The following is a 12,215-nucleotide window of genomic DNA, read 5'->3' as shown; positions in this document are numbered from 1 at the left end:
CGGCGGCGGTTATCCCCAGGTTGTCCACAGCCGCGTCCACAGTTCGACAACCGTGGGCCCGCGTTCATGCCCTGGTGTGAAAGGCGTCACGAAATGTTGACCGGCCCCCGTGGATAACCGGGCCCGGATCTGGGGACAGCGCTGGGGATAACCTGTGGATACCCAACGTGCCCTGTGGGTAACGCTCCGCTGTCCACAGCGGGCCCTGCTCGTCCACAGCCGCCGTCCACACCTCCTGTGGACAAAAAACCGGGCCTGACCTGCGGAAACAGGGTTATCCACGGTTTCCACAGGCCCTACTACTACCACTACACCTATAGACCCATTGACTCGCTTGAAAGCAGGTGGGGCCGAAATCTGTGGACAACCGCTCCCCGACATCTGTTCGGCTTGCTTCCGCCCGTCTGCCCCGTCTGTCGGTGGAGTACGTCAGACTGTCCTCTGGCGACTGGATGCGGAGTGGCAGAGCTCGGCGGCCGGCCGTACCGACGACCAAGATCAGAAGAACCAGACTTTGCGAGCGGGAGCGCTCGATCCAGGAGGCGGTTACCGGTGAAGTTCCGGGTGGAGCGTGACGTCCTCGCGGAGGCGGTGGCCTGGGCTGCCCGCAGCCTCCCGGCACGGCCGCCGGTGCCGGTGCTGGCCGGCCTGCTGCTGACGGCACAGGAGGGCAGCCTGGCGCTGTCCGGCTTCGACTACGAGGTCTCGGCCCGGGTCGAGCTGGAGGCGGACGTCGAGGAGGCCGGCACCGTGCTGGTCTCCGGCCGGCTGCTGAACGACATCTCGCGCAACCTTCCCAACAGGCCTGTGGAGATCTCCACCGACGGCCAGCGGGTCAGCGTGGTCTGCGGCAGCTCCCGGTTCACCCTCCCCACCCTGCCGGTGGACGAGTACCCGGCCCTGCCCCAGATGCCGACCGCGACCGGCACCGTCTCCGGTGACGTGTTCGCCTCGGCGGTCAGCCAGGCCGCAGTGGCCGCCGGCCGGGACGACACCCTGCCGGTGCTCACCGGTGTGCGGGTCGAGATCGAGGGCGACCGGATCACCCTGGCCGCCACCGACCGCTACCGCTTCGCCGTCCGCGAGCTGCTCTGGAAGCCCGAGCAGCCGGACATCTCCGCGGTCGCCCTGGTGCCCGCCAAGACCCTGCAGGACATCGCCAAGTCCCTGGGCAGCGGCGACACCGTCTCGATCGCGCTCTCCTCGGGCGGCGCGGGCGAGGGCCTGATCGGCTTCGAGGGCGCGGGCCGCCGGACCACCACCCGGCTGCTGGAGGGCGAGTTCCCCAAGTTCCGCAGCCTCTTCCCGACCGAGTTCAACGCGATCGCGGCCATCCAGACCCAGCCCTTCCTGGAGGCGCTCAAGCGCGTCTCGCTGGTCGCCGAGCGCAACACCCCGGTCCGGCTGAACTTCGAGGAGGGCGTGCTGACGCTGGAGGCCGGCTCGGGCGACGACGCCCAGGCCACCGAGCGGATCGACGCCTCCCTGGAGGGCGACGCCATCTCGATCGCCTTCAACCCGGGCTACCTGGAGGAGGGCCTCAAGGCCATCGACTCCGCCTACGCCCAGCTGAGCTTCACCACGCCGACCAAGCCGGCCCTGCTCAGCGGCAAGGCCTCGGTGGACACCGAGGCCGACGAGGCCTACCAGTACCTGATCATGCCGGTCCGGCTCTCCGGCTGACGGCTGACGGCCGACCGGCGGCCCGGGGGCGGCCCCGGCCCGCCCGGCCGCCCCGCCGACGTCACGCGCGTTACCCACAGGCTGTGTGCACAGCCTGTGGAAGGCCTCCCCCGGTCGGCCCGACCACGGGGAGGCCCTCGCGCTTCAGCGCGTAGGCTCAGGGCAGCGCGGCAACGGCGCCGCAGGCAGGCACGTCACCACAGGTAAGGACTTGGTCATGGAGCTCGGCCTCATCGGTCTCGGCAAGATGGGCGGCAACATGCGCGAGCGGATCCGCCGCGCCGGCCACACCGTCATCGGGTACGACCGCAACCCGGACGTCTCCGACGTCGAGAGCCTCCAGGAGCTCGTCACCAAGCTCCAGGGTCCGCGCGTGGTCTGGGTCATGGTCCCGGCCGGGGCCGCCACCCAGGCGACCGTGGACGAGCTCGCCGAGCTGCTCTCCCCCGGCGACGTGGTCGTGGACGGCGGGAACTCCCGCTGGACCGACGACATCAAGCACGCCGAGTCGCTGGCCGCCAAGGGCATCGGCTTCGTGGACTGCGGCGTCTCCGGCGGTGTCTGGGGCCTGGAGAACGGCTACGCGCTGATGTACGGCGGCGACGCCGAGCACGTCGCCCAGGCCAAGCCGATCTTCGACGCGCTCAAGCCCGAGGGCGACTTCGGCGCGGTGCACGCGGGCGCGGTCGGCGCCGGCCACTTCGCCAAGATGGTCCACAACGGCATCGAGTACGCGATGATGCAGGCCTTCGCCGAGGGCTGGGAGCTGCTGGAGGCGGCCCCCGAGGTCACCGACGTGCGCGAGGTCTTCCGCAGCTGGCAGGAGGGCACGGTCATCCGTTCCTGGCTGCTGGACCTCGCCGTCCGCGCCCTGGACGACGACGAGCACCTGGCCAAGCTCAAGGGCTGGGCCGCCGACTCCGGCGAGGGCCGCTGGACGGTCGAGGCCGCGATCGACCACGCCGTCCCGCTGCCGGCGATCACCGCCTCCCTCTTCGCCCGGTTCGCCTCCCGCCAGGACGACTCGCCGCAGATGAAGATGATCGCCGCCCTGCGCAACCAGTTCGGCGGCCACGCGGTCGAGTCGAAGTAACCGAGAACGGCCGGTGCCCGGGGGCGACCCGGGCACCAACAGTCACAGAAGGCGAGCGCAGTCCACAGCCATGCACGTCGCGCACCTGTCGCTCGCCGACTTCCGTTCCTACGCCCGGGCCGAGGTACCCCTCGACCCGGGCGTGACGGCGTTCGTCGGGCCCAACGGGCAGGGCAAGACCAATCTGGTCGAGGCGATCGGCTACGTCGCCACCCTGGGCAGCCACCGGGTGGCCACCGACGCCCCGCTGATCCGGCTCGGCGCCGAGCGGGCGGTGATCCGCACCTCGGTGGTGGCCGGGACCCGCAGCACCCTGGTCGAGCTGGAGATCACCCCGGGCAAGGCCAACCGCGCCCGGATCAACCGCTCCGACAACGTCCGCCCGCGGGACGTCCTGGGCCTGCTGCGCACCGTGCTGTTCGCGCCCGAGGACCTCAGCCTGGTCAAGGGCGACCCGGGCGAGCGCCGGCGCTTCCTGGACGAGCTGCTGACCGCCCGCGCCCCCCGGCTGGCCGGCGTCCGGCAGGACTACGAGCGGGTGCTCAAGCAGCGCAACGCCCTGCTGAAGACCGCCGCGATGGCCCGCCGCTCCGGCGGCGGAAAGGGCGCGGACCTCTCCACCCTGGAGGTCTGGGACGGCCATCTGGCACGCGCCGGAGCCGAGTTGACCGCCTTCCGGATCCAGCTGGTGGCCTCCCTCCAGCCCCTGGTGACCGCCGCCTACGGGCAGCTCGCGCCCGGTGGCGGGGAGACCGTGCTGGAGTACCGCAGCTCCTTCGAGGGCGAGCTGCCGACCAGCCGCGAGCAGGCCGAGGAGCAGCTGCTCCAGGCCCTGCAGGCGGCCCGCAAGCAGGAGGTCGAGCGCGGTCTGACGCTGGTCGGCCCGCACCGCGACGAGTTGGGGCTGCGGCTCGGTCCGCTGCCCGCCAAGGGCTACGCCAGCCACGGCGAGTCCTGGTCGTACGCGCTGGCGCTGCGGCTGGCCTCGTACGAGCTGCTGCGCGCCGACGGCGGCGAGCCGGTGCTGATCCTCGACGACGTCTTCGCCGAGCTGGACGCCACCCGCCGGGACCGGCTGGCCGAGCTGGTCGCCGGTGGCGAGCAGGTGCTGGTCACCGCAGCGGTCGCGGAGGACGTGCCGAAGGCGCTGGCCGGGGCCCGGTACACGGTGGCCGACGGCGCGGTGCGCCGGGTCGACGCCTGACGCCGCGCGGCCCCCCGCCCCTCCACCGACCCGACCCGTTCGGCCTGCCAGGCGTGCCCGGCGTGCTCCCGTCCCCGTCCGCTCCCGTACGCTGGACGGCTCACCGGCGCGCAGCCGCGACCGTTGTCCACAGGCTGGGGAAAGGAGATCGCCGTGAGCGATCCGACCGGGAAGTCCCCTCAGCCGGGAGCCGCCCCGCCGAGTGCCGCCCAGCCGGGCGCGCCGGCGCCGGAGGGGGCGGAGCTGACCGGGGCCGACCTGGCCCGCTCGGCGCTGCGGGCGGCCCGGGCGCAGGCCCGCCAGCGGGGCGAGCAGGTCCGGGAGAAGCGCGAGGCGAAGCGGTACGGGCTGCGCAGCGGGGCGCGTTCGGACGGCCGGGACCCGGTGCCGCTGGGCGCCGCGCTGAACCGGCTGCTGACCGAGCGCGGATGGGAGTCCTCGGCGGCGGTCGGCGGGGTGATGGGCCGTTGGGCGCAGATCGTCGGCCCGGACATCGCGGGACACTGCGAGCCCACCTCCTACGACGACGCGGCCGCGGTGCTCACCGTGCAGTGCGACTCCACCGCCTGGGCCACCCAACTGCGCTGGCTGGCGCGGCAGTTGGTGGCCCGTCTGAATCACGAGCTGGGCCACGGCACGGTCAAGACGATCAAGGTGCTGGGCCCGGCCGCACCGGTCCGCGGCTACGGCCGGCTGCGCGCGCCCGGGAGCAAGGGGCCGGGCGACACCTGGGGGTGAGCGCGGACCGCCCGGGATCGAGCGGACCGGAATCTTCCGGAACCCCTGACGGCCCTTCCAGGCGCTCTGGGCCCCCGGGGCGAGTATCGGGACATGTGCAGAGGGGATTCAGGGCGGCGTATCTGCCCTCAGGGGCTGCCAAAAGCCCATCTCTGTCAGTCCTACCGGTAGACTGAGAGCCAAACACTGTTGCTAGTGGCAACCGAGTCGAAACGCCGTGGTCGCACGCCCGCCCACACGGGGCGGGGATGCGGCCCGTGCTGTGCCAGAGAGGGCGCTTCGTGGCCGATTCCGGCAACCCCAGCCAGACCCCAGACCAGACCGAGCAGGCGGCCGAGAGCACCTACACCGGAAGCAACATCCAGGTGCTGGAGGGCCTCGACGCCGTCCGCAAGCGCCCCGGCATGTACATCGGCTCGACCGGTGAGCGTGGCCTGCATCACCTGGTGCAGGAGGTCGTGGACAACTCCGTCGACGAGGCGATGGCCGGGTACGCCGACACCATCGACGTCACGCTCCTCGCCGACGGCGCGGTCCGCGTGGTCGACAACGGCCGAGGCATCCCGGTGGACATCGTCCCCGGCCAGGAGAAGCCGGCCGTCGAGGTCGTGCTCACCGTGCTGCACGCGGGCGGCAAGTTCGGCGGCGGCGGCTACGCCGTCTCCGGTGGCCTGCACGGCGTCGGCGTCTCCGTGGTGAACGCCCTCTCCACCCGCCTCGCGGTGGAGATCCACCGGGACGGTCACCGGTGGACCCAGGAGTACAAGATGGGCGCGCCGACGGCCGCCCTGGTCAAGGGCGAGACCACCGACAGCACCGGCACCACCGTCACGTTCTGGGCCGACCCGGACATCTTCGAGACCACGGTCTACTCCTTCGAGACGCTCTCCCGGCGCTTCCAGGAGATGGCGTTCCTCAACAAGGGCCTGACCATCTCGCTGACCGACGAGCGCCCGGAGCACGCGGACGAGGAGGGCAACCCGCTCTCCGTCACGTACCGGTACGACGGCGGCATCGCCGACTTCGTCGCCCACCTCAACTCCCGCAAGGGCGAGGTGATCCACCCCTCGGTGATCGACTTCGAGGCGGAGGACAAGGAGAAGACGATCTCGGTGGAGGTCGCGATGCAGTGGAACTCCTCGTACACCGAGGGTGTCTACTCCTTCGCCAACACCATCCACACCCACGGCGGCGGTACCCACGAGGAGGGCTTCCGCGCGGCGCTGACCGGCCTGGTCAACCGCTACGCGCGGGACAAGAAGCTGCTCCGCGAGAAGGACGACAACCTCTCCGGCGAGGACATCCGCGAGGGTCTGACCGCGATCATCTCGGTCAAGCTCGGCGAGCCGCAGTTCGAGGGCCAGACCAAGGACAAGCTGGGCAACACCGAGGCGAAGACCTTCGTCCAGCGGGTCGTCCACGAGCAGCTGAACGACTGGCTGGACCGCAACCCGAACGAGGCCGCGGACATCATCCGCAAGTCCATCCAGGCCGCCACCGCGCGCGTGGCCGCCCGGAAGGCCCGCGACCTGACCCGCCGCAAGGGCCTGCTGGAGTCCGCCTCGCTGCCCGGCAAGCTGAGCGACTGCCAGTCCAAGGACCCGTCCGAGTGCGAGATCTTCATCGTCGAGGGTGACTCCGCAGGCGGCTCCGCCAAGCAGGGCCGCGACCCGCGCATCCAGGCCATCCTCCCGATCCGCGGCAAGATCCTGAACGTCGAGAAGGCCCGGATCGACAAGGTGCTGCAGAACACCGAGGTCCAGGCGCTGATCTCGGCCTTCGGCTGCGGCATCCAGGAGGACTACGACGAGTCCAAGCTCCGCTATCACAAGATCGTCCTGATGGCGGACGCCGACGTCGACGGGCAGCACATCCGCACCCTGCTGCTCACCCTGCTGTTCCGCTTCATGCGGCCGCTGGTGGAGTCCGGGTACGTCTACCTGGCGATGCCGCCGCTGTACAAGATCAAGTGGGGCAAGGACGACTTCGACTACGTCTACTCCGACCGCGAGCGCGACGCCACCATCGCGGCGGGCGTCGCGGCCGGGCGCCGGCTGCCCAAGGACGACGCGATCCAGCGCTTCAAGGGCCTCGGCGAGATGAACGCCGAGGAACTGCGGATCACCACCATGGACCAGGCGCACCGACTGCTGCAGCAGATCACCCTGGAGGACGCGGCCCGTGCCGACGACCTCTTCTCCGTCCTGATGGGCGAGGACGTCGAGGCCCGCCGCTCCTTCATCCAGCGCAACGCCAAGGACGTCCGCTTCCTGGACGTGTGACGGGGCCCGCCCCTGCCAGCACAGTCCAGTCACGCGTGAAAGGAAACTGACCACCAGTGGTCGACGACAACCGTCCCGACGGCGAGCAGCCGGACGCCAGCACCGCCACCGACCTCGACACCTTCGTGTCCCGGGTCGAGCCGATCGAGCTCGAGACCGAGATGCAGCGCTCGTACCTCGACTACGCGATGAGCGTGATCGTCAGCCGTGCGCTGCCCGAGGTCCGCGACGGCCTCAAGCCGGTGCACCGGCGCGTGCTCTACGCGATGTACGACGGCGGGTACCGGCCCGAGAAGGGCTACTACAAGTGCGCCCGCGTCGTCGGCGACGTCATGGGCAACTACCACCCGCACGGTGACACCTCGATCTACGACACCGTGGTCCGCCTGGCCCAGCCGTGGTCGCTGCGGATGCCGCTGGTGGACGGCAACGGCAACTTCGGCTCGCCGGGCAACGACCCGGCGGCGGCCATGCGCTACACCGAGTGCAAGATGATGCCGCTGGCCATGGAGATGATGCGCGACATCGACGAGGAGACCGTCGATTTCGCCGCCAACTACGACGGCCGCTCGCAGGAGCCCACCGTCCTGCCCGCGCGCATCCCCAACCTGCTGATCAACGGTGCCACCGGCATCGCGGTCGGCATGGCCACCAACATCCCGCCGCACAACCTCCGCGAGGTCGCCTCCGGTGCGCTCTGGGCGCTGGAGCACCCGGACGCCTCCAACGAGGAGCTGCTGGAGGCCCTGATCGAGCGGATCAAGGGCCCGGACTTCCCGACCGGCGCCCTGATCGTCGGTCGCCGCGGGATCGAGGAGGCGTACCGCACCGGGCGCGGCTCGATCACCATGCGCGCGGTGGTCGAGGTCGAGGAGATCCAGGGCCGCCAGTGCCTGGTGATCACCGAGCTGCCCTACCAGGTCAACCCGGACAACCTCGCGCTGAAGATCGCCGACCTGGTCAAGGACGGCAAGGTCGCCGGCATCGCCGACGTCCGCGACGAGTCCTCCTCGCGCACCGGCCAGCGCCTGGTCATCGTGCTCAAGCGCGACGCCGTCGCCAAGGTCGTGCTGAACAACCTCTACAAGCACACCGACCTGCAGACCAACTTCGGCGCCAACATGCTGGCCCTGGTCGACGGCGTGCCGCGCACGCTGTCGCTCGACGCCTTCATCCGGCACTGGGTCAACCACCAGGTCGAGGTCATCGTCCGCCGCACCACCTTCCGCCTGCGCAAGGCGGAGGAGCGGGCGCACATCCTGCGCGCCCTGCTGCGCGCGCTGGACATGATCGACGAGGTCATCGCGCTGATCCGGGCCTCGGAGAGCGCCGACGCCGCGCGCTCCGGCCTGATGGGCCTGCTCTCGATCGACGAGCTCCAGGCGAACGCCATCCTGGAGATGCAGCTGCGCCGGCTGGCCGCCCTGGAGCGCCGGCGGATCATGGACGAGCACGACGAGCTGCAGCGCAAGATCGACGAGTACAACGTCATCCTGGGCTCGCCGGCCCGCCAGCGCGAGATCATCTCGGAGGAGCTCACCGCGATCGTCGAGAAGTACGGCGACGAGCGGCGCTCCACCCTCATCCCCTCCGACGGCGACCTCTCCATCGAGGACCTCATCGCCGAGGAGGACATCGTCGTCACGATCACCCGCGGCGGCTACGTCAAGCGGACCCGCTCCGACCTCTACCGCTCGCAGAAGCGCGGCGGCAAGGGCGTGCGCGGTGCCCAGCTGAAGCAGGACGACATCGTCGACCACTTCTTCGTGACGACGACCCACAACTGGATCCTGTTCTTCACCAACAAGGGCCGGGTCTACCGGGCCAAGGGCTACGAGCTCCCGGACGCCGGGCGTGACGCCCGCGGCCAGCACGTGGCCAACCTGCTGGCCTTCCAGCCGGAGGAGCACATCACCCAGGTGATGGCGGTGCGCACCTACGAGGACAAGCCGTACCTCGTCCTCGCCACCCGGGCCGGCCTGGTGAAGAAGTCCGCGCTCAAGGACTACGACTCCCCGCGCTCCGGCGGTCTGATCGCGATCAACCTGCGACAGGACGAGGAGGGCCGGGACGACGAGCTGATCGGCGCCGAGCTGGTCTCCGCCGAGGACGACCTGCTGCTGGTCTCCCGCAAGGCCCAGTCGATCCGGTTCACCGCGACCGACGACGCGCTGCGGCCCACCGGCCGTGCCACCTCCGGCGTCAAGGGCATGTCCTTCCGCGAGGACGACGAGCTGCTGTCGATGAACGTGGTCCGGGCGGGGACGTACGTCTTCACCGCCACCGACGGCGGCTACGCCAAGCGCACCGGGGTGGACGAGTACCGTGTCCAGGGACGCGGCGGCTTCGGCACCAAGGCGGCGAAGATCGTCGAGGGCCGGGGTTCGCTGGTCGGCGCCCTGGTGGTGGACGACACCGACGAGATCATGGCGATCACCCTCTCGGGTGGGGTGATCCGCACGAGGGTTTCCGAGGTTCGTGAAACCGGACGTGACACCATGGGCGTCCAACTGATCAACCTCGGAAAGCGCGACGCGGTGGTGGGCATGGCCCGCAACGCGGAGGCCGAGGACGAATTGCTGGAGGACGAGGCGGTCGACGCCGAGTCCACCGAGGTGGCCGAGGGTACGGAGACGGTGGGCGGCGAGGAAGCCCAGGCCTGATCCTTACCGCGCAGGCCGGTGCCGCCGCGTCCGTGTACGGGCGCGGCGGCACCGGCCGCCGACCAGTTCCGGGCAATCCCGCCGGGTGCTGGATGACGAGTGACGACGCAGGGCGGCGCCGCCGCCCTGGTGGGAAGTGCGGGAGGACCAGTGAGTGGAGCCACGGGTGCTGCGGGAGGAGCCACCGGCGGCCGTCCGGGCGCAGCACAGGGCGGCGGGGGCTACGGGGTGCCGCAGCCGCCGGCCGAGCACCCCTCCGCGTCCACCTCGCTGATGCCACCGGTCGGTGCGGCGGGTCAGGGCGGCGGAGCGACCTACGGCGGGCAGCAGACTCCCCCGCCGCCGCCGGGTGCGCCGGCCGCGAGCGGGTTCTCGCAGCCGACGACGTACGCCAAGGGGCAGCCGACGCCGCCCCGGGGCACCCGGGTGGGCGGGAACACCCCGCCCGGCGGGACGCCCGTCCCGGGCGGTGCGCCGCGCCGGTCCGGCCCCGCGCCGGCCGCCGGGGGCCCGGGCCTGGGCCGGACCCGCAAGGCCCGGCTGCGCGTGACCAAGGCCGACCCGTGGTCGGTGATGAAGGTCAGCTTCCTGCTGTCTTTGGCGGTCGGGATCATCATCATCGTCGCGGCCGCGGTGCTGTGGATGACGCTGGACTCGCTCGGGGTCTTCGACTCGCTGGCCAAGACCCTCAAGGAGGTCACCGCCGGCGAGGCCCCCAACAGCGGGATCAACCTGATGGACTACATCGGGTTCGGCAAGGTGATGACCTTCACCTCGCTGATCGCGGTGGTCGACGTGGTGCTGCTCACCGCGCTCTCCACGCTCTCGGCGTTCATCTACAACGCGGCGGCCGGCTTCACCGGCGGCATCGAGCTGACCCTGGCCGAGGAGGACTGACCCCGGCCGCGCCGTCCGGGGACTGACCCCCGGTCATATCTTCGTCCCCGGACGGAATGTGCGGGCCCCGAAGGCTGTTGCAGCCCGAGGGGCCCGTCGGCATTTCGGGTGACAGCCGGTCCCCGCGGCGTGCCGCCCGGTTGGGCGTCCGTCGCGGTGGGATTAGCTGGACGCGCTCGTGCCGAGTTTCCGACTGCCGCAGGCCGCCCCCCGGTCCGACCGGCCGGGGCAGGTACGGCTGTGCAGGTACGGCTGGACGGAGGCGCGCGATGGCTCAGCTCGCAAGGCAACTGGTCGAGGCCCTGGAAGGGCTGCTGGGGGTCCCGGTACCGCTGCGGGTGCAGGTGTGGGACGGCAGCGCCGCCGGGCCGCCGGGGGCGCCCACGGTGGTGCTGCGCAACCGGCGGGCGCTGCGCCGGCTGCTCTGGCAGCCGGGCGAGCTGGGCCTGGCCCGCGCCTACGTCTCGGGAGACCTCGAGCTCGCCCCCGGCACCGACCTCTACGAGGTGCTGACGGTCGTCGCGCACCTCGCCGAGCGCCCGGAGATCCGCCGGCTGGCGCTGGGCCCGGCCGACGTGGTCGGCCCCAGGGGCCGCCGGGTGCTCGGCGCCCTGCTGCGGGCCGGCGCGCTCGGCCCGCAGCCCTCGCCGCCGCCGGAGGAGGCCGGGGCGGTCCGGGGGCGGCTGCACAGCCGCAGCCGGGACCGCGCGGCCATCAGCCACCACTACGACGTCGGCAACGACTTCTACGGGCTCGTCCTGGGCCCGTCGATGGTGTACTCCTGCGCCTACTGGGAGCCCGCCGCGAAGAGCCTGGAGGCGGCCCAGGAGGCCAAGCTCGACCTGATCTGCCGCAAGCTCGGCCTGCGGCCCGGGATGCGCCTGCTGGACGTCGGCTGCGGCTGGGGCTCGCTGGTGCTGCACGCGGCGCGGCACTACGGCGTCACGGCGGTCGGCGTCTCCATCTCCGCGGAGCAGGTCGCCCTGGCCCGCCGGCGGGTCGAGGAGGCCGGTCTGGCCGACCGGATCGAGATCCGGCTGCAGGACTACCGGGAGATCCCGGACGGCCCGTTCGACGCGATCTCCAGTGTCGGCATGGCCGAGCACGTCGGCACCGAGCAGTACCGGGTCTACGCCGAGGGCCTGTACGGCCTGCTGGTGCCCGGCGGCCGGCTGCTCAACCACCAGATCGCCCGCCGCCCGAACCACCCGGGCGAGCCGCACCGCCCCAGCCCGTTCATCGACCGCTACGTCTTCCCGGACGGCGAACTCTCCCCGGTCGGTTCCACCGTGGCCCGGCTGGAGGAGGCCGGCTTCGAGGTCCGCGACGTCGAGTCGCTGCGCGAGCACTACGGGCTGACGCTGCGCGAGTGGGTGGCCAACCTGGAGGCGCACTGGACGGAGGCGGTCCGGCTGGTCGGCCGGGGCCGGGCCCGGGTCTGGCGGCTGTACATGGCGGCCTCCGCGCTCGCCTTCGAGGAGAACCGGATCGGGATCAATCAGATCCTCGCGGTCCGGACCGGTCCCGAGGGCGCCGCCCACCTTCCGGCCACCCGTGAGGAGTGGCTGCTGCGCCGCCCCACCGCTTCCCACCAGCAGACTGCCGCCGCGGCCCCCGCCGATCAGGATTTTGGAGATCGGCCGTCGGTCCGCTAA

At 71.4% G+C, this 12,215-nt stretch carries 8 protein-coding genes; all 8 read left to right on the top strand.

Features of this window, described 5'->3' with window-relative positions:
* Positions 1–552: 552 nt before the first annotated feature.
* Positions 553–1,683 carry a DNA polymerase III subunit beta gene (gene dnaN / locus ACWDRR_RS14335; RefSeq protein WP_449772467.1) on the top strand — a complete coding sequence of 377 codons (1,131 nt, stop codon included), beginning with the start codon at positions 553–555 and terminating at the stop codon, positions 1,681–1,683.
* Positions 1,684–1,900: 217 nt separating this feature from the next.
* Positions 1,901–2,776 (top strand): phosphogluconate dehydrogenase (NAD(+)-dependent, decarboxylating), encoded by an 876-nt coding sequence (gnd, locus tag ACWDRR_RS14330; RefSeq protein WP_449772466.1) that lies wholly within the window; start codon positions 1,901–1,903, stop codon positions 2,774–2,776.
* A gap of 70 nt (positions 2,777–2,846) precedes the next feature.
* Positions 2,847–3,980 carry a DNA replication/repair protein RecF gene (recF, locus tag ACWDRR_RS14325; RefSeq protein ID WP_449772465.1) on the top strand — a complete coding sequence of 378 codons (1,134 nt, stop codon included), beginning with the start codon at positions 2,847–2,849 and terminating at the stop codon, positions 3,978–3,980.
* 153 nt (positions 3,981–4,133) lie between these two features.
* On the top strand, positions 4,134–4,718 hold the full coding sequence (locus ACWDRR_RS14320) for a DUF721 domain-containing protein (protein WP_449772464.1): 585 nt from the start codon (positions 4,134–4,136) through the stop codon (positions 4,716–4,718).
* A 257-nt stretch (positions 4,719–4,975) separates the two neighbouring features.
* Entirely contained in the window at positions 4,976–7,000 is a 2,025-nt protein-coding gene (gyrB, locus tag ACWDRR_RS14315; RefSeq protein WP_449772463.1) for a DNA topoisomerase (ATP-hydrolyzing) subunit B, read from the top strand.
* A gap of 56 nt (positions 7,001–7,056) precedes the next feature.
* Positions 7,057–9,663, top strand: coding sequence for a DNA gyrase subunit A (gene gyrA, locus ACWDRR_RS14310; RefSeq protein WP_449772462.1), 2,607 nt, complete (start codon positions 7,057–7,059; stop codon positions 9,661–9,663).
* A gap of 150 nt (positions 9,664–9,813) precedes the next feature.
* Positions 9,814–10,560: a DUF3566 domain-containing protein gene (locus ACWDRR_RS14305; protein WP_449772461.1), complete on the top strand. Its 747-nt coding sequence runs from the start codon at positions 9,814–9,816 to the stop codon at positions 10,558–10,560.
* Between the two features lie 269 nt (positions 10,561–10,829).
* A complete protein-coding gene (locus ACWDRR_RS14300; protein ID WP_449772460.1) occupies positions 10,830–12,215 on the top strand; it encodes a class I SAM-dependent methyltransferase in 1,386 nt (461 codons plus the stop codon).

The organism is Kitasatospora sp. NPDC003701, assembly GCF_053587085.1.
This window is presented reverse-complemented; position numbering and strand designations above follow the sequence as displayed.

What these genes read in the sequence shown, in the direction of transcription:
- gnd (WP_449772466.1), top strand. Translation starts at nt 1,901, where the DNA reads ATGGAGCTCGGCCTCATCGGTCTCGGCAAGATGGGCGGCAACATGCGC.
- recF (WP_449772465.1), top strand. Translation starts at nt 2,847, where the DNA reads ATGCACGTCGCGCACCTGTCGCTCGCCGACTTCCGTTCCTACGCCCGG.
- ACWDRR_RS14300 (WP_449772460.1), top strand. Translation starts at nt 10,830, where the DNA reads ATGGCTCAGCTCGCAAGGCAACTGGTCGAGGCCCTGGAAGGGCTGCTG.